Origin of the sequence: Mesorhizobium sp. M0870 (genome assembly GCF_040319775.1) — a bacterium.
Classification (GTDB): Bacteria; Pseudomonadota; Alphaproteobacteria; order Rhizobiales; family Rhizobiaceae; genus Mesorhizobium.
The window spans coordinates 164144-187671 of record NZ_JAMYOI010000010.1; the positions used below are offsets into that span (position 1 = coordinate 164144).

Genomic DNA, 23528 nt, shown 5'->3' on the forward strand with positions numbered 1-23528 from the left:
CGACCGCCATGTTGGACAAACCTGCCTCGGCCCTGCGCCTTCGCGAAAGACTGCTCGATTCCGAGCGGCTGATGGAGGAAACCGGCTGCTATGACGGCATCACGGAACTCACGCTGCGCAACCAGGATCCGCTGAAATTCGAGACGCTGCACACCAAGCTGCGCGCCTATTGCGTCTCGGCACGCGAAATGGCCCGCCGCATCTCGGCTTCCCCCGGCGTGCGAGAGGTCGGCGAAATGGTGGTCGCCATCTACACGCCCGAGGGCGACGCCATTGCGCTCTCCAACGGCATCATGGTGCATGTCCATACGATGAGCCGCTTCATCAAATGGATGATCAAAAACGGCTACGAGGACAACCCTCGCATCCGCGAAGGCGACATCTTCGCCAACAACGATGCCTTCATAGGCACCGTGCAGGTGCCCGACGTCATGGACGTCGTGCCGATCTTCCATGAAGGCACGCTGGTCGGCTGGGCCGGCGCTGTCTGCCACGAGCTGGAAGCCGGCGGCATCACGCCGGGCGGCGACGTGTGTCTGGCGCAGGAGCGCTTCACCGAGGGTCTGTTCGTCTGCGCCGAGAAGATCGGCGAGAATGACGAGATCCGCCGCGACTACGTCATCCGCTGCGAACGTAATCTGCGCATGCCGATCTACTGGGTGCTGGACGAAAAGGCCAAGGTCGCCTCCTGCATCGACATGCGCGAAAGCGTCAAGCAGCTGATCTCGGAGATCGGCCTAGACTACTGGATGAAGGTCTCGAAGGAGTTCATCGAGGAAGGCCGCCGCGCCCAGCTCGCCCGCACCCGCCAGCTTACCGTGCCCGGCATCTATCGCGGCCACACTTTTTACGGCCATGTCACGGCGGGAAAGCCCGGCTTCCAGCTGCTCGGCGATCCCGACTGGCTCTATAATATCCCGATCGAGATGGAGATCACCACCGACGGCAAGATCACCATGGACTTCGAGGGCACGCAGCCCTGGGGCTACCATTCGATGAACTGCACGCCGGCCGGCATGGATGGCGGCATGTTCGTGACGCTGACCCAGCACATGAATTTCGAAGGGCTGGTCAATGACGGCGCCTGGATGGCAACCGAACTGAAACTGCCGCACGGCACCTGGACCAACCCCGACAACGAGATGGTGGCGACCGCCACCTCGTGGGCGCTGCTGCTGCCAGCCTATGGCGTCTTCCAGCGCCTGCTGTCGCGCGGCTTCATCGCCCGCGGCTTCGTCGAGGAGGCCTTTGTCGGCCAGGTCAACAGTCCTATGATCGAAATGGGTGGCGAGAGCCAGTACGGCACGCCGTTCGGCATGGCCCATTTTGAATGCGCCGCCGCCGGCTCCGGCGCGCTCGCCATCAAGGATGGTCTCGACACCGCCTATGTCGGCTGGAACCCGGAATCCGACATGGGCAACATCGAGGTCTGGGAACAGTCGATGCCGATGGTCTATATCGGCCGCTCGATCGTGCCGAATTCCGGCGGTGCCGGCAAATATCGCGGCGGCTGTTCCTTCGTCTCGACCTGGCTGATCAACAAGACCTCGCATCTGCGGCTCCACACCTCCGAGCACTCCTCGCGTGTGTTCGACAACGCCGGCATGTGCGGCGGCTATCCGGCGCCGACCTGCCAGAAGCATCGCGCGGTGCGCAACTCAGACATTCACGAACTCGCCGCAAAAGGCGAACCGCTGGCGCATGCGCCCGGCATCGATCCGCATGTCTCCGACTACGAGCGGAACATCGGTGGCGACCATGTCGTGGTCGAGGGCCCCTACATCACCTCGCCGCACAAGTCCGGCGACATCTTCAGCCATTCCTACAATGGCGGCGGCGGTTACGGCGACGTTCTGGAGCGCGATCCGATCAAGACGGCCTGGGATGTCGAGAACGGCTTTCTCACCCGGCAAGCGGCGGACCAGGTGTTCGGCATCGTGCTGAAGGACGATGAGGACGGTTATCCCATCGCCGATATCGACGCCACGGTCGAGCGCCGCGCCGCCATGCGCAAGCAGCGTCTGGCGAAAGCAGTACCGGTGGCGGATTGGATCGCCAAGGAGCGCGGCCGCGTCAAAAAGGCCGATTTCGCCCCCGAGGTGAAGAAAATGTACGCCAGCGCGATCAAGCTGTCGCCGCGCTTCACCAGCGAATTCAGCGAGTTCTGGAACGTCGATGCCAGATCGATCTTCATGCCGGGAGCAAAACCATGACCTCGTACAGCAAGGAAGTCCTGGGCGATCTGGCCGCAGGCAAGCTGCCTTGGCCACAGACAAGGCGGATCATGAGTGCCTACAAGGACGATGACCGTTTCTTCAAGATGGTTGCCGTCTATCAGGATCGCGTTGCCTGGAAGGACCCGATCCTGCTGCCGGTCTCGGACCATCTGTTCATCTGCCAGAGCGGCGATGAGCGGATAACCCGCTGTGAATGCGGCCACTCCTTCGGCGACTATCGCAAGAACTGGAAGCTCAAGGCTGCGATCAACGTGCGCAACACCGAGGAGGCGCTGCGCGAAATCTATCCCAACAGTGATCTCCCCGATCCCGAATGGATGGAAATCCGCGAGTTCATCTGCCCGCAGTGCGGCACGCTGCACGAGGTGGAAGCGGCGGCACCTGGCTATCCCATCGTCCACGATTTCGAGCCCGACGTCGAAGGCTTCTATCGCGAATGGTTAGGCAAACCGCTCCAGCAAACATGAAACGCTGGCGATGGAGGCTGCGCCGGTGTGATTGCCAAATCCGGTCAGGCCTGATTGCCTGCCCGGAACGAAGTGGAGACCGTGCGCCATGACAAACCTTTCCGGCCGTAGCGCCATCGTTACCGGTGGGTTCTCGGGCATGGGCTTTGCCATTGCCACGGCTTTGGCTGAAGTCGGCGCCAATGTCGCCGTCGGCTCCTACATCGCGCCGGCCAGCTCTGACAGGTCCGATGCCGCCTACTATCCAGGCGCGGACGAGATCGAGCGCGTGCGTACGGCTCTCGCCGCCCACGGCACCAGGGTCCACGCCGCCCATCTCGACGTCCGCGACAGCGACGTCACCAACCGTTTTGTTGCGGAAGCCGAAGCGGCCATCGGGCCGGCCGACATTCTGGTCAACGCTGCCGGCACCACCGCCGAGCAGCCGGTCTGCGGCCATTCCGACGCGCTGTGGGACAAGATCGTCGACACCAACCTGACAGGCGCCTTCCGTGCCACCCGCGCCGTGCTGCCGGGCATGATTGAGCGCGGCTGGGGCCGCATCGTCAACATCGGCTCAACCGCCGCCTCGGTCGGCTGGAAGGACAACCCAGCCTACTGCGCGTCCAAGGCCGGCCTTCTCGGCCTCACACGCTGCGTGGCGCTGGAAGGGGCAGCGCATGGCGTCACCTGTGTCATGATCAGCCCGACCTGGGTCGAGACCGAACTGATGCGCCGCAATGTGGCGCAGGTCGTCGAGCGCGAAGGCAAGGGGCGCACCGCTGAGGAAGCGAGGGCCGAGATCGCCAAAGGCAACCCGCAGCAGCGCATGCTGCAGCCGCAGGAGATTGCGGCTCTGGCGGTATTCCTGTGCTCGGATCTCGCCAAGGGCATCACCATGGAGAACATCCAGATCACCGGCGGAGCGCTTTGGTAGCGTCTCGGACGCGCAACCAGCTGATCTCTCCGCAGATGCCTCGCTGTAAGACAAGGTGACCGGATTTGCCATTGAGCGCCGGGCGCAATAGGTTATATTGCACTGCACAATGGAGACGCCGTTTATTGCACGCCCATATTTGCGAAGATTCCGGCCGGCTCATGGCTTGCCGGCCCTGGGTCGTGTCGGCGAGACTCTGAGATGAAGATTCCAAAGTCCCTGCTGATCGATCCCGAGAAGAATTCGGTCTATGGCGCCTTTGCCGTAGTCGTCTCGATCTGGGCGTTTTCCTATTCGGTCATTTTCGGCCAGGTGCTGATCCTGGCCTACTATGCGGTCTGGCTTCCGCTCATCCTGGTCGACTACCGGCGGTTTTTGCGACATCTGTCCAGCGCCTGGCTGCCGCTGCTGTTTGCGGCCTATGTCTGCTTCTCGGTTTTCTGGTCGCAGGCTCCCGGCGTCACCGCAAGGACGTCGGTCCAGTATTTTTCCCATATTGCCTGCGCCTACATAGCTGCGCGCACCGTCAGCGTGCGCACGTTGACCATAGGGGCGCTGGTCGGGATATTCGTCGTCCTTCTCTATTCTGTGAAGGTCGGGAATTATTCCGAGGATGTCCTCGACGGCACCGTGAACTTCGTCGGCGCCTTCGCCTCCAAGAATCAGATCGGCTTTGTCGGCTCGCTTGGCATCTATTTCTGCGTTGTCTTCCTTGCGTTCTACAGACGCGGCCGGCTGAGCTTCATACTGGCGGTGCCCGTCGTGCTGCTGTCGGCCTATGTACTGGTCGCCTCGCATTCCGCCACCTCGATGGCCTCGATACCCGCGGTTCTGGCGCTGGTGGCGCTTCTTGCGATGAGCAAACTTCTGTCACGCCGCTATCGCCGGGTCATCTTCCTGATCGGCGCCGGCCTGCTGGTCGTGACGGCCTTCGTCGCCTTGAATCTCGGGCTGATGGACTTCGTCCTCGGCCTCTTCGGCAAGGATTCGACGCTCACCGGGCGAACCTATCTTTGGGAGCAAGGCTGGAACACGGTGCAGAAATCGCCGATTCTCGGCGTCGGCTATGCCGCCTATTGGGTGCAGGGCTTCGCTGAAGCCGAGCGGCTGTGGAACGAATTCTACATCACCACCCGCACCGGCTTTCACTTCCACAACACCTACATCGAGGCCCTCGTCGAACTCGGCTTCGTCGGAGCGACGCTGGTGTCGCTGATCATGCTGCGCACGCTCTACGGCCACGTCTCGGCGGTGATCTTCAAGGCATGGCAGGCGGACTCGGTGATCCTTTTCGGCGTGATGGTGCTGCTGCTGATCCGCTCCTTCGTCGAGGTCGAGATTCTCAACCCCTACATCATGGGTTCTTTCCTGATGTATTTCAGCTTCTTCAAGCTGGCGCGGCTGCCCGTTACCCGCAGGCGGCGGTCGCCGCGTCCCGAGCCGGCTGACGCGGCCGGGGGCGAGGCTGACTGGCCTCGGCATGCCGGCCGTCCGGCGGTCGCCGATCAGGCGTGAGCTATCGTCTCGGGACCTGAAGTCGCGTCAATACAAATTCCCCTGATCGAAGGCTCAAGCAGGCCGGGCGCGAGGCGGGAAATCCATGCCTCCGCGAAATAGACTGAAACGCTGGATTGTCAGACTCGCGTGCGCCGAGCGACCAGGACGTCCGGCGCGCAGCTGTTACTGTCCAAAAGCCGTGCTCCAGAAGCGCCAGCGCGTCCGGCCGGCACTTCCAGTTACGGCGCCGCGAAAACCAATCTCAGAACGTGCAAATGGGAATATCCGCGGACCATCCGCTCACAGAAGGCGACGAGCGTATGAAGCGGTTCTGCATTTCTGTAAATGATGAACCGCTCAGCGCTTAGCAAGTCTACTGGCTGGCCAGCGGCGCCAGCTTGACCTTGATCACATCGCCAGGCAGCACCGGGGTTTCTTCCTTGGCGGCTATCTCGGTGGTCTTGCCATCGAGATTGCGCACCAGTGAATAGAGCAGGGTAGGTTGCTGATCGTTTGTTATAGCGGCCGCCATCGCGGGATCGCTGGCCTGGGCTATCAGGCCTTTCTGCATGTTCACCTTCAACGCGGCCTCGTTCAGGTCGGCTTCGGTCTGCTGCCGGTCAGTGGCGAGACTTGAACTCAAGGTGTTCTGGGCATCGATAGCATCCTGCTTCGCCTTGCTGATCGCCTGCTTGGCGGTGAGGATGGCGGTTTCGTAGTCCAGGATCTTGCCCTGCAGGTCGGCCACGGACTGGCGCGAATCCAGCAGACGGGCATTGGCGATCAGGCCCTTTTGCGCCAGCGGACCGATACTGGCGAGTTGCTGCTGCGCCAGGTCGACCTGCTGCTGCTGATTGACGATCTTCTTCTGCAGCGATTCGATCTCGGACTCTAAGACACCTTTCAGATCGTCGAGCGCCTCGAGTTTCAGCTTCAACGCCTTTTGGTCGGCCGTCAGGATCGTCATCTCGTCCGCGACGATGGCTGGCAGCCTTGGATCGCCCTCGACTTCCTTCGGCACGTCGAAACTCGCCTTGCCGGCCATGTCCGCATCGATGCGGGCGCGCCTGACGATCAGTCGAATGCGCTGGTCGTCGGAGATGTCGAACATGCCCTTGGCGGTGACAAGGTCCTTGCCGAGCTGGGGGCCGTAATCGGCGTTGCGCCTGATGCCGCCCGCGACGCTGATCGCCTTCAACACCGTCAGGTCTGGGACATAAGGAAATTGACCTGGGTTCTGGACTTCGCCCGAAATGTAGAATGGCCTGAACTGCGCCATCTCGACCGAGGCTTCCGGTCGGTCTGACAAAGCGAGCTTTTTCTGCAAAGCCTCGCCGATCGCCGCCGCGATTTCGGACGTGGTCTTGCCGGATGCCGGCAACTCGCCGGCGAACGGCACCGACAGCGTACCGGATGGACCGACCGTGTACTCGCCATTCACCGCCGACCAGTCACGAAATGTGCCTTCGACGGTCTGCCATTCGGCGACGCGGATGGTGAGCTTGTCTTGCGAGCCGAGGCGATAGTCGCCGGCGGCGGCGATATGCGGGACGACGAGCGCCATGGCAAGGCATGTGGCCAGCAAACGCGCCCGCCGCAGCCGGCCGGAATCCGGGCCGCTGCGAAAGGCTTCGAACAAATCTGTTTTCAACTCAACGTTCCGATCCGCTATAGCCCCATCGCCCGATGAGCTTGCGTCGAATGGCCGATGCCAATGTCTGGCATTGGCCACCGGCCGGTCAGTAAGAACCGCGCGACATCCAGACGGCCGGGACGGTCTTGATGATGATGCGAACGTCCTCGAACAGCGACCAGTTCTCGACATAGTGGCGATCGAAGGCGACGCGGCTGTCATAGGACACATCGTTGCGGCCGCTGACTTGCCACAGGCCAGTCAGGCCCGGGCGGGATTTCAGGTAATAGACGGCGGACGTGCCATAGATCTCCAGCTCGTCGCGCACGACCGGACGAGGGCCGACAAGGCTCATGTCGCCCTGCAGGATGTTGATGATCTGCGGCAGCTCGTCGAGGCTGAGTTTCCTCAGCACTGCTCCGACACGGGTAACGCGCGGATCGTTCTTCAGCTTGCGGGTGGCGATCCATTCCGCGTTGGCGTCCGGGTTGGTGGCGAGATAGGTTGCCAATACCCTGTCGCCGTCCGGAACCATGGTGCGGAACTTCAGGCAAGGAAAAATCCGCCCGCCGCGTCCAATTCGCCTGTGACCGTAGAAAATCGAGCCGCCGTCGGAAAACTTGACCAGCAGCGCTATCATGACAAACAGCGGGCTGAGTGCGATCAATCCAATCAGTGAACCGGCGATATCGAAGCTGCGTTTGAGCAAGCCGCCGATCGGTGGCGGAAAATCGATGTCAGCCTGCGAAAAGCTCGCCGTGGCCGACTTGGCAACGTCCCTCATGCCGTAAACTCCATGCGTTGAACGAATGGTTCAGCGCACGATACCAAAAAAATGTTGCAGCGCAACACACAATTTACCACCCCATTGAAATAGTCACGTCATGAATTGACTAAATAATAAGCTTGTCATGCACAAATTTCGGCGTATTTAGCACATTTGTGACAATAAATGGGCACGGCCGAAAAAATAGGGGCCTTTGTGGGGCCGTTTTTAGGCAGACCTACCTATCTGTCAAGGCAAGCTGCAAACTAGTGCTTTATCCTGCCCTAATGCATGGTGAAAACCGTATAAAATACTACTTAATATTGTCTATCTTACTGAAAATGCCGAGGAGAGCAGATCGGCTTAGCTCCCGTCGCGTGCATTGCAGCATGGCAGAGTCGATCGCAAAAGCTCGATCAAAAATATCCGAAGTTGCCCTTGCCGCCTATTGCTCGCCTTAATAGAATTGCAAATTATACCTGTCACGGTGACGACAGGTGGAAAAGGCCGGAAGCAACCGGTCGAGAGTGGGCGACCTTAACAAGCCCACATGACAAGGGACGGCGCTCGGGTGGGGCAATCGTGATAAATACCCGAGCCGGTTTATGGGCTGTTGGGCATGGCACTTCCAAAATTCATCCTCGGGATGATTTTCGCTCTGGCGATCGTCGTCGGCTGGTCCTGGCTGGGCGGTGCGTCGATAGGCACGATATTGGTGCGCGTCATCATCTGCGCCGTGATCATTCAGGCCGGCTATTTCGTGCTCATCTACACCATGATCGCCAGGAGCGCTCCGACGCCTGCCGACATAGCCCGTGACGCCGAGCGCAAACTGAACGCACCAGAGGTCGCCGAAAGCGAGAAGCTGGGCGGTGCCAGGCGCGGCCTGCATTGATGCAGATTGCTCAAACCTGCCCCCGGTTTGGAGGCATGCTTCGAAACAAGAGACCAGGCGCCGCGTGAATCCGTTTCGGCGCGTCTTGGTCGCCGGCTCACGCGACATCGGCGGGTTCGCTCTCTGACTGTTCCCCCGACAGCATCCTCGACAACCGGCTGCCGGTTTTTTCCTTCAGCCGCTGATATTGGCCGACCTCGACGATACGGCCGTTTTCCATCGCCACCACCCAGTCGGCGAAGGCGATCATCGACGGCCGGTGCGCGATGGTCAGGATCGTCATCGTGCCGCGCAATCCGTCGATCGACCTGACGATCAGCGACTGGTTCTGCCAGTCGAGCGCGCTGGTCGCCTCGTCCAGGATGAGCAGCGACGGCTTGCGCAGCAGCGCGCGTGCGAGCGCGATGCGCTGGCGTTCGCCGCCCGAAAGCCGCACGCCGCGATCGCCGACCACCGTCTCGAGCCTGAGGTCGAGCCGTTCGACAAACTCGCCGGCGTGCGCCTGATGCAGCGCGGCCCACAGGTCGCCATCGCTGGCCCGTGGCGCGGCAAGGCGCAGGTTCGCCGCGATCGTGTCGTGCAGGAGGAACACGTCCTGCGGCACATAGGCCACCTGGTCGCGCCAGCGACGGCGATTGCTGGCATCGATCTCGACGCCGTCGACAAGCATCATGCCGGTGGTAGGCTCCAGCAGGCCAAGCAGCATATCGGCGATCGTGCTCTTGCCCGATCCGGACGGGCCGATCAGGGCGGTGACCTTGCCGGCCGGCAGGCCGAAGGTGATGCCGCTCACCACCATCTTGGCGCCAGCATCTCCGTAGGCGAAGGAGACACCGCGAATATTCAATCCCGTATTGAGGGAGAGTGTCCCGGCGTCGGCGAACTCGGTATGGCCTGGTTCGCGTTCGGCGTCGAAACGTGCCTGCAGGCTGCGCATTGCCGTAAAGGCGGGCAGGTTGATCAGCACTTGCTGGGCTTGCGTCTGCATGTCCATGAAGCGCGGCGCGATGCGCATGAAGACCAGGAGCAGGACGACGATCTCGGCCAGCGACAGGTTGAAGCGGACCAAAGCCACATAGATGAACAGGCTCAGGCCCACCACGCTCGCCACCTGGAATACCGCGGTGCCGATGGTGCTGTTGCGCACATAGTCGATGTTGTCGGCCTTCATCCTTTCAAGCGTCGACCGCAGCTGCGCGAAATAGCTGTCCTCGACATTCAGGCTCTTGGCCACCTTGATGCCGCCGAGAAATTCCGAGACCGTCCGGTACTGATCCTGGCGATTGGCGGTCAGCACACGGCCGAAGGCAGTGGCCCGTGCCCGGAAGGGCCGCAGCGCCACGAACATCAGCATGCCGATGACGACGGCAAATAGCGTCATGACCGGCGAGATGAACATGGAAACCAGGAGATAGCCAGCCAGAAGAACGGCGATCTGCACCAGCATCAGCAGTGAGAACGCCGCGCCCTGGACGCGGTCGATGTCGCCGGTCAGGGCATGATCGAGATCGGAACTGCGCATGTGGGTAAAAACGCCCCAGCGCGCCTTGCCGATGCTTTCGAACAGGTTCATGCGAACGCGGTTGACGAAATCGAACAGCAATTTGGCCATGTAGACCGACTTGAAGCGATTGAACGCCGCCTGCGCTGCAACAAGCCCGACCAGCGCGCAAAGCACGGTCGTCAGCTGCAGCGTGCCGTCAGGCACCAGCCAGCGCACGAAATCATTGTTGGGCAGCCGAACAGCGAAATCCTGGTCGGCGCGTCCGACCAGATGCAGCAGCGGGATGAGCAGCAGGATGGAGATGCCCTCGGTCAGGCTGCCGAGGATGAGGAAGAACAGCGCCGTCCATGTTCGCCGGCCGCCGATCCGGGCAATGGCGGCGCCGAATGCGGCAATTTCTCGAAACAGCGACAGGCGAAGGATTGGCTTCGACATGGTTGTGCTCACGGCCGCCGGCTGCCAGCCGACAGATCCTTTTCGATCAGCTCCACGGCTTCGCCGATCCTGTCCAGGCCCGTCGGGACTTCCAGCCGGTACACGCCGATATGGTTAGCAATCCATGAACATTGCTGAAGATGCGCCGCCGCGAAGTCGTCGGGCAGCGCCGCACGGCCGAAGCGCGTCACATAGGAGAATTTGATGATGGCCGGCAGGGCGGCAATGGCGGGCAAGGGCGTGATGTCAGCCCTTTCGCCGCGCTCGAGGACATAGATCCTGGTCGCCGGCACCTTGTCGCCTGAAAAGTCACCGTTCAGGCGATGCTGCATTTTGTCGATCGCCGGATGCACTTGCGGCCGCACTTCCGCTCCCCCGAGCGAGATCGCCGCAGCGGCGTCGGCCGCCAGCTTGATCTGCGGAAAGCCCGGAACGGTCATTGGCTCACTCGGATTGGCAAGGTCCAGCGCCACCACGTCATCGGTAAGCAGTCGATGCCCGGCCCGGATCATCGCGCTTGCCGTCGTCGACTTGCCGGCTCCCTTGTCACCCATGAAGATGGCGCTCGTGCCGGCTGCGGCGATGGCACTGGCATGCAGGACAAGCAGGCCGCGCCGGTGCAAGAGCAGCGCCATGACCGGACCGAGCAGCGGAAACGCGAGCAGCGCATCGTCGACGCCGGGTGCCGGTTCTATGTCGATGCGGCAGTCATCGCTGATCAGGAACGCACCGACAGCATGCCAAGCCAGATATTGCCGGTCCGGCTCGAAGCGAAAATCGGTCGCGGCTTCGGGCGCCGGCTTTGGCAGGTCGATCGCGCCGACAGCGATCACGAGATCCGCCGCCCCCGGCGGCGCCGGCTGCAGTTCGGGCAACATCACCTCCGACGCGATGGTCAGACCATAGGCGCGGTAGAAGCGGCGTTCTCGCATGGCCCGGCCATGTGAAAAGGCATCATCATTGTATAGAGCGAGCGGCTCGTTGCGCGGCATCACGTGGGGCTCCCGCCGTGCTGGAGTTGCCGCAGCCAGAGCGACAGCGAGGCCGAGCGCCAGACATACTGGACATCCAGGGGGGCTGCCTGATCGGGCTGGCGCAGCAGTCGCGCATAGGCAGCACTCACTTGCGGCAGATTGACATAAGGCGCGATGCGGTTCGCATCCGAGACCAGCAGCTGTTCCAGGAGGTCGCGATGGTTGCGCAGCATGCCGTTGACGAGATTGGCGGTGAAGTCGATCTTGTCGCGCCGCCACTGCACCGCCTCCGGCAATACGCCTTGCATGGCGCGACGCAGCACATAGCGACCAAAGCCGTGGCTCAGCTTCTCCTCGCCCGGCAATGCCAGGCAGAACTCGACCAGCGGCTTGTCCCAGAATGGGTATCGCGGCTCGACGCCGAAATTGGCGGCGGCCTTGTCGAGAACCTCGAAGGCATGCGGGACATAGCCGTTCGACAGGATCCAGCGATGGCTCAAGGCGTCGCTGGCCTGAACGCCGGGCGGCATATAGCCGGCCCGGTGAAACCGGTCGACAAGCTCGGTGCGCTTGGCAAGGTCCGGATTGATCAGGTCGCGCCAGCTTCGTGCGCGCTGCGCGTGCGCGGGCTTGCGGATCCTGTTCAGGGCACGGTTGGCCAGATGCCTCAGCTTGGCGATGCGCCAGGCCGGCCCGTAGAGGGTCAGGAACTGGAGATAAAGGCCAAGCGTGCTGTCGCCATAGGTATTGGAGGCGCTGCGGACCTCGCGCCACAGATCCATCCATCGGCCGCCATTCGCAAGCTCGTGCAGGTGACCATGGCCTTGGGAAACGACCTCGTCGCCGCCATGGCCGTCCAGCAGCACCTTGATGCCCTTGGCGCCGGCAGTCCGGTAGATACCGCGGGTGAGCGTCAGGCCCGGCGCCAGGAACGTTCCTTCCTGTTCTTCCAGCACGCGTTCGAATTCGGCGAATGGGGCATAGTTGCCGACCGGGATCAGCGTCGCGTCGACCTTCTGCTGGTCGAGAACGGCATCGATGAAGGGCCGCTCGTCCATCGGCGAGCCCCTCTCGAAAATCAGCGAGAAGGTCGGCAGCTTCGGCCTGCGCGCAGCGGCATTCTGCAGGCCGGCGACACAGGCGATAGATGAGGAATCGAGGCCGCCGCTCAGCATTGCGCCGACTGCCGAGGTCCCTCGCATGCGGCTGCGCACCGATTGCGAGAACAGATGGGCGAATTCCTCCGATGCATCCGACCGCAAGGGCCGCGCCGACGGCTCGATCTGCCAGTATCGACGCAACATCACCTGTTGCGCGGTAACGGTCAGGCTGTGGCGGGCCGGCAGGCTGAATATATCGCTGTAGGGGGTCGACTGCGGGTCGTCGGGAAGCCCGGCCAGGAAACCGGAGATCTGGCGCTCGCTGACACGCGCGCGGATACCTTCGACGCCCAGGATCGGCCCGATCTCGGACGCAAAGGCAAAACGCCGGTCCGCCGCGTGGTAGTAGAACGGCTTGACGCCAAAATGATCTCGCGCGCAAAACAGCGATTGCCGCTCGTCATCCCAGATGGCGAACGCGAAATCGCCTTGCAGATGCTCCGGACAGGCTTCGCCCCAACGCAGATAGGCCCGCATCAGCACGATCGCGTCGGCCACCGACTGGTCGCGGATACCGAGCCTGGCCAGCAACTCGTCACGGTTGTCCAGCCGGCAATCGGCGGTGATGGCGAGCCGGCCGCCAGCCATCGTCAAAGGGCCTGGACCGACCTCATCCGATGTGTTGAGCCAGGCGTGGCCAAGGGCGATGCTGGTGTCCAGCCACCATGAACCGCCGTCGGGACCGCGATGGCGCATGCGCGCCAGCATTTGCTGAATGTCTGCCGCCGCGACCGCCGGTGCGTGTGCTCCGCGCAGCAGGATTCCGGCGACGCCGCTCATCGGCTGCCGTGGTCGACGAGATGGGCGAAGCCGTCGATCGATCCGCCAAGCACGATATGGTTGTCGCTGACCAGCCAGGCATGTGCTTTCAACTGCTCGCCCGTACCACGTTCGATGCCGATGCGTATCGTCGATTCATTGCCTTGGCGGGCGAGAATATACTGGCCGGAGAGCGCCTGGGTCAGGCACGTAGCGTAAGGGACGGAACGGGCCGCGGCGGCAACACCCCAGGCGACACGCCGCAGTTCGCCCATCGAGGCGCACTGCCGCGCGTCGAGCCGCGTCACCAGGCTGCGTACACGATTGTAGGACAGCAGGGTCAGCCCCAGCCGAACTGTCGCCACCACAAGCAGGCAATGGCCAAGGAAGATCATTTCCGAGCCGCTCAGGGAGAAAATCCTGACCAGCCCGTGCCGGCTTCCGCCGCGCTTCGACTGCTTGAGGCCTGTTTCCCTCGCGGGTTCCTGCCGTAAAGCCGTGGCCCGCGAAACCAGGGCCCGCGAAACCAGGGCCCGCGAAACTATGGCCTGCCAAACCAGCGCCTTGTGCTGGGTCGGCTTAGACAAGTGCCTCATGATGCCGTCTCGCAAGCCCATTTTCGGCCAGGCCCTTCAGCAATGCGTCGACATCGGCCTGGCAGCGCACCGGGTCGACATTATAGCGCGCAAGCACGGCGCTGCGGATGTCCCCGATCGACCGGGGCTCCTGGATCAAGTCCCAGATGAAGGCGCCGACGCCATTCAGGCTGTAGTAGACATTGGATTTGAGATTGAGCAGCGCCAAGCCATCGCCGAACTCGCAAGCCACGGCATCCTTGGTCGCACTCACGCTATCGTGGTCGGCCAGATCATGGTTCATCCCCGCACCTCACTGACAAAACGCTTCGACATCTCCGGTTGGCGCAGGAGAAGTCGGGAGGCTGGCCCCCCGACCCCTCTTACGTCTGCTTTTGAATCCAGAGTCCAAAAATGTCACTCTGGAAACGGCTATAAGTCTCAGGAGAACGTCAGGTCGCCGATCGGCGTGTGCGCGGGGAACGATGCGTCGATCGCCGTGTTGCCGCCGCCACCCTGGGTGATGGTCTCAATCGAACCATGAACCGTCAGGCTTGGTGTCTCGTATTCATGCTTTTCAACATTCTGTTCCATTTTACTCTCCGATTTAGGACTGGAAACGGCCTGTCGAGTGCCGTCAGCACTTTTATGCTGCAATGCAATAGCTGCACGGCAGCATTTATGAGTCAAGACTGTTTTACCTTCCGTTAATCAATTACGTTGCTGGCGTCAGGACATGAGCGGCCATGCCTAAAACTTGTCACTTTTTAGCCGATTCCTTGGGCACGATGGCAGCGCCCGCGCTGATTCTTTAAGCACATGATTTTGCTTGCATAAGTCGTTTGCTTTGTGCCTATTTTTAGGCCTCGCTAATGGAAAGAATCTTCTGTTTGGAAAATTCGCCCGGGGATCGGCTAAAACCTGACAAGGATATTTCAGCCGCGGTTCTCACTTCTTTCCGACGCGATCTCGATAGGCGCTTCGGTTGCAAAAATTCGCACTGCAAAAGGAAAGGCTTTACGGCACCGAGGTTTTTGGTGATGTTTGCTTCGCACATGCAGCATAAGTGTTCGCGCAAACCGCTTTCTTTGGAGATTGTGCGCTAAATGGCCTTGCCTGACGGCTCATACGAACGATTGCGCGCCGCCGGCTCTGCCGACGAGGTGGCCTATGTGCAGGCCTGCCTGCGATTGTATTTCGCCGGGCTGCGCGCGGGCGCGGGCGACATTTCGATGCGTGATCTGGACGGTGCCAAAATTGCCGACATCGCCAGGCTGAACAAGGTCGCCACCTTTGTCCTCAAGGCCCTTTCGCGCGCACCCGCGCTTGAGAGGCCGCCTGAGCTTTTCCGATGGCTCGACACCTACCGCAGGAGAACGGTTTCGATGAACGCGTCCTGCATCATGGATTCCATGGCGGTCCATGATGTGCTGCGCGCCAGCGAGATCGATTTTGTTTTTCTGAAGGGTCCGTTCCAGCAGCAGCTTCTCTACGACGACCACTTCATGAAGCCGTCCGGCGATGTCGACATTCTGGTTTCGCCGCTCGGATTTTTCAGGGCGCGTGATGCCCTTCGCAAGATCGGTTATGAGGTATCAGGCAAGTCGAACTCCGTCTGGTGGCTCCGCTTCCTCGGCGAACAGCACATGACCCGGGACGACGGGCCGAGGTCGTCCACGGTAGATCTCCACTACCGCCTCCAGCAGCCCGGCTCGCCAAGCCCGCGCGACGCGGACGGGTTCCTGCGGCGCAAACGACAGGTCGAAATCGCCGGTGCGACGGTGCCGTTCACCTCGGTTGCCGATACTTTGCTTTTGTCCTGCATCAGCGTTGCCAAGGCACTTTTCAACCGGGAACCCTGCGCGGGCTACGTCTGTGATATCGGCGCCAGCGCCGGCCGGCTCGACGAGGCGGATCAGCAGCGTTTGCTCGATGCCGCAACCGTGCAAGGTTTGGACGACACGCTGCTGCTTGGCCTGCGCGCCGCCGATGTGCTACTCGGCGGTGCTGGCACGCTGCTGTCGCAGCGCGCGACCAGGATCCTGTCGCGCATCGGCAATGAGGATCTGCTCAGCATGGTCATCGCGCCGTGGCTGCCGTCGCTGCGGTGGCCACAGCGGCGAACGGTGCTGTGGGAACTGTGCGGCCGCGCGCCGGTCCGCTATCTGGCCGAAGCCGGCTGGGCGGCGTCCGCCGATATCAGCCGCCGTATCTTCGAGCGGCCGGGGAGCCGTTGAATGAAGGCAAATTGGGTGCTGATGGCAATTCTGTAGGGCATCGAAGGAGTACGGGGCGAGGGCAAATCGATATTACCTGTACGAGAGGCAAATCCATGTCGATGACGAAATCCGAGGTCTGCGTGATCATCGCGGCAAAAAACGCCGCAGCGACAATCGCCGTCGCCATCGCATCCGCGTTGCGCGAACCGGAAGTGGCGGAGGTCGTCGTTGTCGATGATGCCTCTACCGACCACACCGCCGATGTCGCACGATCCGCCGATGATGGCAGCGGGCGGCTCTCCGTGATGCGCCTCGATGTCAATCGCGGCCCCTCCTTTGCCCGCAACGCAGCCATCGCCGGCTCGAAATCGCCGTTCATCAGCATTCTTGATGCCGACGATTTCTTCCTCGAAGGCCGGTTTCGCAACCTGTTTGCCGGCGCCGATTGGGATTTCGCAGCCGACAACATCATGCTGATCAGGGATGATGCGACGGGCGACGCGACGAAAATCGTCGCGCCGCAATTTGCCGCCGATCCGGAATTCCTCGATTTCGAGCGCTTCGTCGAAGGCAACATCTCCAGGCGCCGCGTGCAGAGGGGCGAACTGGGCTTTTTGAAGCCGGTGATCAGCCGTGCCTTCCTCGACCGCCACGGGTTGAGCTACGACGAGAGCCTGCGGCTGGGCGAGGACTATGAACTCTACGCCCGCGCGGTCGCATGCGGGGCGCGGTTCAAGGTCATTCGCTCCTGCGGCTACGGCGCCGTCGTCCGCGCCGATTCTCTGAGCGGCCGCCACAAGACCCAGGACCTGAAGCGTTTGGCCGATGCGGATCTGGCGCTGCTGGCGATAGACAGTCTGCCGGAAGGCTCGAAGGCGGTGCTGCGGCGGCATGAACGGCACGTGCGCGACAAATATCGGCTGCGCAATTTCCTTGACGTCAAGGCTGAGCGGGGGCTGGCATCGGCTGCAGCTTACGCTTTCGCCAGCCTATCCAACCTCGTCCCCATCGTCCAGGGCGTGGCTTCCGACAAGCTCGAGGCGCTGTTTCGTCGCGTCGGCCTTATGTCCAGCCAAAAACATGTCCCGCCGCGGCGTTTTCTGATGGCCGGAACCAGCATGGGCAAGGAACGCTGAGAGCGGACCCCGGTGCTTGCGATTTGTCCGCTCGCGGCACGTCATCACGGAAACCATTTCGGCCGGATTTATGAGTTTACGAATTGGGTGGTTGCCTCGCGGCTCCGACGATGGCAGTCTATGTTGCGGTGCAGCATAGTGGACGACCAGCCGAACTGGCCCCCGATCGGATTGGTCTGATGTCTCTCCCTCAAAAGGAGCAGGACAACGCAACACGAATTTTTGAGCCCCGGCTGCGGGGATCGGCCAGAAGCCCGGCCCACAAGCCGGCGATGACAGGAATCGGAGTCCATGGCCTCGATATTCGGTTTCAGATCAAGGGATCCGGCCCGCGACCGGCAGGCCGATGTTTCACGTCTTGATCGTCTGGCAAAGCTGTTCGAGCAGATTGCGGCCGAGATCGAGGCCGAGAGAACCGGGCTTGAGAATCGCTACCGGACAACGTCGACCAACGCCGCCTTCCTGGTCGAAGCCATGGAAAACGGCTCAGCTTCCGACAAGCGGTCTTCGGAAGTCAGCGCATTGACACAGTCGATCCTGAATTGCGAGCGCCGCATCGCGGCGCTGTCGCGCCAGGACGGCATGATGAAAGAGCTCCGTCATTCGCTGGATATGGTCTTCGACGAGAATGACGATTCGGCCGCCGCGGCGGAATTCGCCTGGCCGGCAGGCGCAGGCAGAGGTTGAACGTGAAGGCTCGGAACTGTTGCAACAGATTTGATGCAGGGCGGGAAGCGTTGGCCCGTTCAGGAGCGGTTCGAACGTCGACTTTGGGTTGGGGACACACAGCGCAAAGGTGAGTTTGGTATGAATTCGAATCCGAAACCTACGACGGCAATTGACGCGCCGTCTCTCTCATATCGGGCCGGGCAAGCCGCCCGGCGGCGGCTGGGGTCGCTCGGTGCGTTGCTGCTGGCTGCTGTTGGCGCTTTCGTGGCAACCCCTTCCTACGCCCAGGACATTCCGACATCGCCGTCCTTTGTCGATGATTTCAAAAGCTTCGACCGCGCGCGCTGGTATGTTTCCGACGGCTGGAACAACGGCAGCCATCAGAATTGCACCTGGTCGAAAGGCATGGTCGAACTGTCGAATAATGTGCTGTCGCTCGGCTTCGAAAAGCAGACGCTGAAGGATCGCGACTACGTCTGCGGCGAGATCCAGACCAAGCAGCGCTTCGGCTACGGCACCTATGAGGCACGGCTGAAGACCGATACCGGCTCCGGCCTCAACGCGGCGTTCTTCACCTATATCGGTCCCAGCGACAAGCAGCCCTGGGACGAGATCGACTTCGAGGTCCTGACCAACGACACCTCCAAGGTGCAGGTCAATGCCTATATCGCGGGCAAGGGCAAGAACGAGAAGCTGGTCGACGTGCCAGGCGGCACGGAGAACGCCTTCAACGACTACGCCTTCGTCTGGCAGAAGGACAGCTTGCGATGGTACGTCAACGGCCAGCTGGTGAACACGATTGCCGACCCGGCGAAGCTGCCCAGCCATGCACAGAAGATATTCTTCAGCTTTTGGGGCAGCGATACGATGAAGGGTTGGATGGGAGCGTTCGCGGATCCGGGCCGCAAGCTTTCCCTGCAGATCGAGCGGGTTGCCTTCACGGCGCTCGGCGAACCCTGTCAATTTCCGGAATCGCTGGCATGCAGTGTAAAGTAGTTGGGAAAGTCGATTTGAACCGGCGGGACCGAAAACGGTCCGCTGCCTTGCATGGGAATGAAACCGAATGAATTTGACGGTGTTTGGAATTGGCTATGTCGGCCTCGTGCAGGCTGCGGTCCTTGCCGAAGTTGGGCACCAGGTGGTGTGCGTCGACATCGACGCCGCCAAGGTCGAGCGGCTCAACCAGGGCCTGGTTCCCATTTTCGAACCCGGTTTGGAAAACCTCGTTAAGGAAAACCATGCTGCCGGCCGCATCAAGTTCACCACCGATGCCGCCGCCGCGGTCAGGCATGGCGAGATCCAGATGATCGCCGTCGGCACGCCGCCGGGCGAGGACGGCTCGGCCGACCTCAAATATGTGCTGGCCGTCGCCGAGACCATCGGCCGCGAAATGGACAAACCCAAGATCGTCGTCGGCAAGTCTACGGTGCCGGTCGGCACCTGCGAAAAGGTGAAGGCCAGGATCGCCGACACGTTGAAGAAAAGAGGCCGCGAGGACCTGGCTTTCGATGTCGCTTCGAATCCCGAGTTCCTCAAGGAGGGGTCCGCGGTCGCCGACTGCATGAAGCCGGACCGCATCATCGTCGGCACCGACAGCGAGGACACCGAGGCTGTGATGCGCGAACTCTACGCGCCGTTCAACCGCAACCACGAGAAGATGATCGTGATGGACGTGCGCAGCGCCGAATTCACCAAATATGCCGCCAACTGCATGCTGGCGACCAAGATCAGCTTCATGAACGAGATGGCCAATTTGGCCGAACAGCTCGGCGCCGACATCGAGGAGGTCCGCAAGGGCATCGGCAGCGATCCCCGCATCGGCTACCATTTCATCTATCCGGGTCTGGGTTATGGCGGCTCGTGCTTCCCCAAGGACGTGCGGGCGCTGATCAAGACCGCCGAAGGCGTCAAGTTCGACGCCAAGCTGCTGCGCGCCGTCGAGGAGCGCAACAACGCACAGAAATCGGTTCTCTTCGACAAGGTGGACCGCTATTTCAAGGGCAACCTCAAAGGCAAGACCTTTGCGCTCTGGGGCCTGGCCTTCAAGCCCAACACCGACGACATGCGTGAGGCGCCGGCGCGCGTCCTGATGGAAGCGCTGTGGAAGGCCGGCGCCAATGTGCAGGCCTATGATCCCGAGGCGATGCAGGAATGCCAGGCCATCTACGGGCTGCGCGACGACCTGCTTTTGTGCGGCACCAAGGAGGCGGCGCTGCGCGGCGCCGATGCGCTGCTGATCGCCACGGAATGGAAGAGCTTCCGTGCGCCCTCCTTCGATGCGGTGAAGGATGCGCTGATTACGCCGGTCATCTTCGACGGCCGCAATCTCTATGACCCCAAGGTCATCGCCCGCCACGGCATCGAATATCACTCGATCGGCAGAATGGCGGCATGAGACCAGGTCCTGGCAGACGGATGCAAGACCGGTCCGCACATGGCCTGCGGGCGCTGGGACTGAGCGCGTATTTCTGTGTGGAGTTGTAGCCGATGGTGCTGGACGTAAAGCCGGAGCAAATCACCAAGGACCATTTCGATCTCGTTGCGATCGGCTCCGGCTTCGGTTCGGCCTTCTTCCTGCATGAGTTCGCCAAGCGCCGAAAGGCGCGCATTCTGGTGCTGGAGTGGGGACGCCACAACACCCATGAATGGCAGCTCGAGCAGAACGTCAACACCGACATCGAAGACGAGACGACCTACAAGACCAATTCCAACAAGCCGTGGAACTACACGATCGGACTGGGTGGCGGGACGAACTGCTGGTTCGCGCAGACGCCAAGATTTCATCCCAATGATTTCCGGCTGAAAAGCACCTACGGCATCGGCAATGACTGGCCGATCAGCTATGACGACGTCGAGCCGTTCTACTGCGACGCCGAAGACATCATGTCGATCTCCGGCGATCCCGACATGGCGGCGATGCTGCCCCGCTCGAAGCCGTTTCCGCAACCGCCGCATCGCATGTCGACACCGGACAGGATGATGAAGGCGGCGCAGCCCGGCCAGCACTTCGTCATGCCAACCGCGCGGGCGCGGCTGCCGACATCGCAACGCACCTCATGCTGTGCCAATCTGCGTTGCTGGCTGTGTCCGGTCGACGCCAAATTCACCGTCAACAACGGCTTGATGCACGTCTTCGAGCATCCCGACGTTTCGGTCTGCCTCGGTGCGGAAGTGCGCCGGCTCGATCACGTCGGCGGCGCTGTCCGTTCGGTCACGTTCAGCCATGACGGCAAGGAATACCAGGTCAGCGGCGATCTCTTCATTCTCGGCGCCAATGCCATCCAGAGCGCGGCGATCATGCTGCGATCCGGCCTGGGCGGCGAATTCGTCGGCAGCGGCCTGCATGAATCCTACGGCTGGAATTTCGAGGTCTATCTAGACGGCGTCGACAATTTCGACGGCAGCACCATCACAACAGGCCTGAATTTCGGTCTCTATGATGGTCCTCACCGATCGGAGCATGCGGCGGCATTGGTCTATTTCGAGAACCGGTGGCAGCATGGGATGCGTGCCGAAAAAGGGCGGCTACGCCAAGCGCTGCCGCTTGTCGTGGTCACCGAGGACTTGCTCGATCCCGAGAACTTCGTCACGCTTGACGAGGATGAGAATGCCTTCGTCAGCTTCAAGGCGCCATCGGACTATGCGGTGAAGGGCATGGCGCGCGCTCTGGAGAAATTGCCGGGCCTTCTGGCGCCGCTGCCGGTCGAAAAGCTCTTCGATCGCGGCATCCGGCCGACCGAATCGCACGTCCAGGGCACGCTGAGGATGGGTACGGGCCCAGCTGATTCGGTCATCGACAGCGGCATGATCCACCACCAGCTCAGAAATCTGGTCGTCGTCGGCACCAGCACCTATCCGAGCTGCTCCTGCGCCAACCCGAGCCTGACCGCGGCAGCGCTGTCCTTGCGGGCGGCGAGCCGGATCGCGTGAAAGGAGGTATCGCATGATCGAGATTTCCAGACGCTCGGCCCTGGCCGTCATGGCTGGCGGAGTGGTTTCGACAGGGGTCGCCTACGCCGCCGTTTCCTCGTTCTCGGACGAGGATCTGGTGCGCGTCACGCTGGAAAAATACCTTGGCAAGTTGAACATCCGCATCGAGCATCTGCAGCAGTTCGTGCTGGCGTTCCGCGACAGGAATCCATGGAACTTTCCGAGCGAAAAACTGAGTGACGCCGTCACCTTGGTGGAGGAGCTCAAACTGGGGGCCGCGCGCCGCTTGCTGCCCCAGCGGAAGCGGGAAGATCTGCTGCATTTCGACCGCTGGGTCGTCGCCGAATTCCATATGCTGACGGACTACGCCTGGCGCAGTTCGCCCAACGACCCGATCCGATTTACCGGCTGGCAATCCTGTACCAATCCCTTCGCCAATCTGGAGCCGCCGAAACTTGCCTGACGTCGAAAAGAGAGGCGGCGGACTTTGCCTGTTGTCTCCGAGCAAGGAATACGAGATGCGACAAGGAGCCCGATCATGAAAGTTCTCTTTGCAGGCGGCAACGGCTACCCGCCCGAGTTCAGCGGCGGCGTTCAGTCGAGCACGCATCATCTGGCCGAACAGCTGATCGAGCACGGTCATGAAGCCGCTGTGCTCGCCGCCCTGTTCGGTGATGGTGTCTTCGGCTTCAAGGCGCGCGCCAAGATGAAGCTGTTGCGGCAGCCGGCGGTTGTCGACAGCTATCCCGGCTATCCGGTGGTGCGGGCCTGGTTTCCCTGGGAAGCGGCGGGCTATGCCGTCGACAGGCTGAAGCCCGATGTCGCCGTGGTCCAGTGTCACAAATCGGTTCCGATCGGCAAGGCGCTGCAGGCGGAGGGCGTGCCTCTGGTCGTTTATCTCCGCAATGTCGAGTTCCATGAATTGGGCGGCGATCTGCGCGAATTGCATTCAGCGCTTTACATCGCCAATTCTGACTTCACCGCACGTACCTACAGACAGGAGTTCGGCATCGAGGCGGTGGTGATCCCGCCCACCATCAACCCGGCGCACTACTCGACGCCGACGACGGGCCAGTTCGTCACGCTGATCAACCCTTATGAGGAAAAGGGGTTTGAACTCGCGGTGCGCATTGCCGGCGCCTGCCGCGAAATTCCCTTCCTGTTCGTCGAAAGCTGGAAGCTCGACGACGATCACCGGGCGCGGATCGAACAGACGATCGCCCCCTTGGGCAATGTCGTCCTGGAGAGCCGCACCAGCGACATGAAGACGGTCTATGGCCGCACGAAGATCCTGCTTGCTCCCAGCAAGTGGGAAGAGGCGTGGGGCCGCGTCGCTTCGGAGGCCCATTGCAGCGGAATCCCGGTTGTCGGCTCGCGGCGCGGCGGTCTGCCCGAGGCTGTCGGCTCCGGTGGCGTGGTGCTGGATTACGATGCTCCACTTGCCGATTGGGTCGCGGCCGTCAGGCGGCTGTGGAACGACAACCAAGAATATGACCGGCTTTCAAGCCTCGCCCGCAGCTTCGCCGGGCGCCCGGAACTCGATCCCGATCGCCAGTTCATCACCTTCTTCTCGATACTGGACAGGGCGATGCAGCAACGCGCGCGACAGGCGGCCTAGAGGAGTTCGCCGTGTCACGGAAACGGCGAACTCCTCTAACTCTTTGTTTTGATCAATTCCCAAGGGAAAGCGCTATGCGCTTTTCCCGGGAAAACCGTTCACACTTTTCCTGGAATTGCCCTAACGGCGCCGCCTGAG

The 23528-nt window shown here is 61.6% G+C and carries 21 protein-coding genes; 13 read left to right on the forward strand and 8 right to left on the reverse strand.

The window, feature by feature from the left end; all coding sequences use genetic code 11:
* Positions 1–8: 8 nt before the first annotated feature.
* From NKH97_RS14765 to NKH97_RS14780, 4 genes are all read left to right on the forward strand, one after another.
* Positions 9–2213 carry a hydantoinase B/oxoprolinase family protein gene (locus NKH97_RS14765; RefSeq protein ID WP_352612481.1) on the forward strand — a complete coding sequence of 735 codons (2205 nt, stop codon included), beginning with the start codon at positions 9–11 and terminating at the stop codon, positions 2211–2213.
* Positions 2210–2704, forward strand: coding sequence for an acetone carboxylase subunit gamma (locus NKH97_RS14770; RefSeq protein WP_352797571.1), 495 nt, complete (start codon positions 2210–2212; stop codon positions 2702–2704). Before NKH97_RS14765 ends, NKH97_RS14770 begins: the two co-directional genes overlap by 4 nt.
* 88 nt (positions 2705–2792) lie before the next feature.
* Entirely contained in the window at positions 2793–3620 is an 828-nt protein-coding gene (locus NKH97_RS14775) for an SDR family NAD(P)-dependent oxidoreductase (protein WP_352797574.1), read from the forward strand.
* Positions 3621–3821: 201 nt separating this feature from the next.
* Positions 3822–5135 (forward strand): O-antigen ligase family protein, encoded by a 1314-nt coding sequence (locus NKH97_RS14780; protein ID WP_127289871.1) that lies wholly within the window; start codon positions 3822–3824, stop codon positions 5133–5135.
* Between the two features lie 355 nt (positions 5136–5490).
* Here NKH97_RS14780 and NKH97_RS14785 read toward each other — a convergent pair whose 3' ends face one another.
* Positions 5491–6756, reverse strand: a complete 1266-nt coding sequence (locus NKH97_RS14785) for a polysaccharide biosynthesis/export family protein (protein WP_164892842.1) — start codon at positions 6754–6756, stop codon at positions 5491–5493.
* Positions 6757–6856: 100 nt separating this feature from the next.
* Positions 6857–7534 (reverse strand): sugar transferase, encoded by a 678-nt coding sequence (locus NKH97_RS14790; protein WP_023811581.1) that lies wholly within the window; start codon positions 7532–7534, stop codon positions 6857–6859.
* Between the two features lie 601 nt (positions 7535–8135).
* Between NKH97_RS14790 and NKH97_RS14795 the strand changes: the two genes are divergently transcribed.
* Positions 8136–8411 (forward strand): exopolysaccharide production repressor protein, encoded by a 276-nt coding sequence (locus tag NKH97_RS14795; RefSeq protein ID WP_023811582.1) that lies wholly within the window; start codon positions 8136–8138, stop codon positions 8409–8411.
* A gap of 97 nt (positions 8412–8508) precedes the next feature.
* Here NKH97_RS14795 and NKH97_RS14800 read toward each other — a convergent pair whose 3' ends face one another.
* The 6 genes from NKH97_RS14800 to NKH97_RS14825 form a co-directional block, all read right to left on the reverse strand.
* On the reverse strand, positions 8509–10350 hold the full coding sequence (locus NKH97_RS14800; RefSeq protein WP_352439763.1) for an ABC transporter ATP-binding protein: 1842 nt from the start codon (positions 10348–10350) through the stop codon (positions 8509–8511).
* An 8-nt stretch (positions 10351–10358) separates the two neighbouring features.
* Positions 10359–11345, reverse strand: coding sequence for a phosphoenolpyruvate carboxykinase (ATP) (locus tag NKH97_RS14805; protein WP_352439762.1), 987 nt, complete (start codon positions 11343–11345; stop codon positions 10359–10361).
* Positions 11342–13264 carry a lasso peptide isopeptide bond-forming cyclase gene (locus tag NKH97_RS14810; protein ID WP_352439761.1) on the reverse strand — a complete coding sequence of 641 codons (1923 nt, stop codon included), beginning with the start codon at positions 13262–13264 and terminating at the stop codon, positions 11342–11344. The genes NKH97_RS14805 and NKH97_RS14810 overlap by 4 nt, the downstream gene beginning before the upstream one ends.
* Positions 13261–13638, reverse strand: coding sequence for a lasso peptide biosynthesis B2 protein (locus tag NKH97_RS14815; protein ID WP_352797581.1), 378 nt, complete (start codon positions 13636–13638; stop codon positions 13261–13263). Before NKH97_RS14815 ends, NKH97_RS14810 begins: the two co-directional genes overlap by 4 nt.
* Positions 13639–13822: 184 nt before the next feature.
* Positions 13823–14122, reverse strand: coding sequence for a PqqD family protein (locus NKH97_RS14820; protein WP_352439759.1), 300 nt, complete (start codon positions 14120–14122; stop codon positions 13823–13825).
* Between the two features lie 137 nt (positions 14123–14259).
* Positions 14260–14412, reverse strand: a complete 153-nt coding sequence (locus tag NKH97_RS14825) for a lasso peptide (RefSeq protein ID WP_013891488.1) — start codon at positions 14410–14412, stop codon at positions 14260–14262.
* A 512-nt stretch (positions 14413–14924) separates the two neighbouring features.
* Between NKH97_RS14825 and NKH97_RS14830 the strand changes: the two genes are divergently transcribed.
* The 8 genes from NKH97_RS14830 to NKH97_RS14865 all read left to right on the forward strand — a co-directional run bounded on the left by NKH97_RS14830 (position 14925) and on the right by NKH97_RS14865 (position 23390).
* Positions 14925–16055: a nucleotidyltransferase family protein gene (locus NKH97_RS14830; protein ID WP_352797585.1), complete on the forward strand. Its 1131-nt coding sequence runs from the start codon at positions 14925–14927 to the stop codon at positions 16053–16055.
* A gap of 95 nt (positions 16056–16150) precedes the next feature.
* Positions 16151–17173 (forward strand): glycosyltransferase family 2 protein, encoded by a 1023-nt coding sequence (locus NKH97_RS14835; RefSeq protein ID WP_023811589.1) that lies wholly within the window; start codon positions 16151–16153, stop codon positions 17171–17173.
* A 291-nt stretch (positions 17174–17464) separates the two neighbouring features.
* Positions 17465–17860 carry a hypothetical protein gene (locus NKH97_RS14840; RefSeq protein ID WP_352673348.1) on the forward strand — a complete coding sequence of 132 codons (396 nt, stop codon included), beginning with the start codon at positions 17465–17467 and terminating at the stop codon, positions 17858–17860.
* 120 nt (positions 17861–17980) lie between these two features.
* A complete protein-coding gene (exoK, locus tag NKH97_RS14845) occupies positions 17981–18838 on the forward strand; it encodes an endo-1,3-1,4-beta-glycanase ExoK (RefSeq protein WP_352797590.1) in 858 nt (285 codons plus the stop codon).
* Positions 18839–18905: 67 nt separating this feature from the next.
* Positions 18906–20237 carry a UDP-glucose dehydrogenase family protein gene (locus NKH97_RS14850; RefSeq protein ID WP_127267657.1) on the forward strand — a complete coding sequence of 444 codons (1332 nt, stop codon included), beginning with the start codon at positions 18906–18908 and terminating at the stop codon, positions 20235–20237.
* A gap of 92 nt (positions 20238–20329) precedes the next feature.
* Positions 20330–21772, forward strand: a complete 1443-nt coding sequence (locus NKH97_RS14855; protein ID WP_352797592.1) for a GMC oxidoreductase — start codon at positions 20330–20332, stop codon at positions 21770–21772.
* 13 nt (positions 21773–21785) lie between these two features.
* Complete coding sequence (locus NKH97_RS14860; protein ID WP_023811594.1) at positions 21786–22235, forward strand: hypothetical protein; 450 nt, start codon at positions 21786–21788, stop codon at positions 22233–22235.
* Positions 22236–22310: 75 nt separating this feature from the next.
* The gene (locus NKH97_RS14865; protein WP_023811595.1) at positions 22311–23390 is read left to right on the forward strand and encodes a glycosyltransferase; all 1080 of its coding nucleotides are present in this window, start codon (positions 22311–22313) and stop codon (positions 23388–23390) included.
* Positions 23391–23528 lie beyond the last annotated feature (138 nt).

What these genes read in the sequence shown, in the direction of transcription:
- NKH97_RS14855 (WP_352797592.1), top strand. Translation starts at nt 20,330, where the DNA reads ATGGTGCTGGACGTAAAGCCGGAGCAAATCACCAAGGACCATTTCGAT.
- NKH97_RS14865 (WP_023811595.1), top strand. Translation starts at nt 22,311, where the DNA reads ATGAAAGTTCTCTTTGCAGGCGGCAACGGCTACCCGCCCGAGTTCAGC.
- NKH97_RS14800 (WP_352439763.1), bottom strand. Translation starts at nt 10,350, where the DNA reads ATGTCGAAGCCAATCCTTCGCCTGTCGCTGTTTCGAGAAATTGCCGCA.
- NKH97_RS14840 (WP_352673348.1), top strand. Translation starts at nt 17,465, where the DNA reads ATGGCCTCGATATTCGGTTTCAGATCAAGGGATCCGGCCCGCGACCGG.
- NKH97_RS14815 (WP_352797581.1), bottom strand. Translation starts at nt 13,638, where the DNA reads ATGATCTTCCTTGGCCATTGCCTGCTTGTGGTGGCGACAGTTCGGCTG.
- NKH97_RS14825 (WP_013891488.1), bottom strand. Translation starts at nt 14,412, where the DNA reads ATGGAACAGAATGTTGAAAAGCATGAATACGAGACACCAAGCCTGACG.
- NKH97_RS14830 (WP_352797585.1), top strand. Translation starts at nt 14,925, where the DNA reads ATGGCCTTGCCTGACGGCTCATACGAACGATTGCGCGCCGCCGGCTCT.
- NKH97_RS14770 (WP_352797571.1), top strand. Translation starts at nt 2,210, where the DNA reads ATGACCTCGTACAGCAAGGAAGTCCTGGGCGATCTGGCCGCAGGCAAG.
- exoK (WP_352797590.1), top strand. Translation starts at nt 17,981, where the DNA reads ATGAATTCGAATCCGAAACCTACGACGGCAATTGACGCGCCGTCTCTC.
- NKH97_RS14835 (WP_023811589.1), top strand. Translation starts at nt 16,151, where the DNA reads ATGTCGATGACGAAATCCGAGGTCTGCGTGATCATCGCGGCAAAAAAC.
- NKH97_RS14850 (WP_127267657.1), top strand. Translation starts at nt 18,906, where the DNA reads ATGAATTTGACGGTGTTTGGAATTGGCTATGTCGGCCTCGTGCAGGCT.
- NKH97_RS14810 (WP_352439761.1), bottom strand. Translation starts at nt 13,264, where the DNA reads ATGAGCGGCGTCGCCGGAATCCTGCTGCGCGGAGCACACGCACCGGCG.
- NKH97_RS14775 (WP_352797574.1), top strand. Translation starts at nt 2,793, where the DNA reads ATGACAAACCTTTCCGGCCGTAGCGCCATCGTTACCGGTGGGTTCTCG.
- NKH97_RS14820 (WP_352439759.1), bottom strand. Translation starts at nt 14,122, where the DNA reads ATGAACCATGATCTGGCCGACCACGATAGCGTGAGTGCGACCAAGGAT.
- NKH97_RS14790 (WP_023811581.1), bottom strand. Translation starts at nt 7,534, where the DNA reads ATGAGGGACGTTGCCAAGTCGGCCACGGCGAGCTTTTCGCAGGCTGAC.
- NKH97_RS14860 (WP_023811594.1), top strand. Translation starts at nt 21,786, where the DNA reads ATGATCGAGATTTCCAGACGCTCGGCCCTGGCCGTCATGGCTGGCGGA.
- NKH97_RS14765 (WP_352612481.1), top strand. Translation starts at nt 9, where the DNA reads ATGTTGGACAAACCTGCCTCGGCCCTGCGCCTTCGCGAAAGACTGCTC.
- NKH97_RS14795 (WP_023811582.1), top strand. Translation starts at nt 8,136, where the DNA reads ATGGCACTTCCAAAATTCATCCTCGGGATGATTTTCGCTCTGGCGATC.
- NKH97_RS14780 (WP_127289871.1), top strand. Translation starts at nt 3,822, where the DNA reads ATGAAGATTCCAAAGTCCCTGCTGATCGATCCCGAGAAGAATTCGGTC.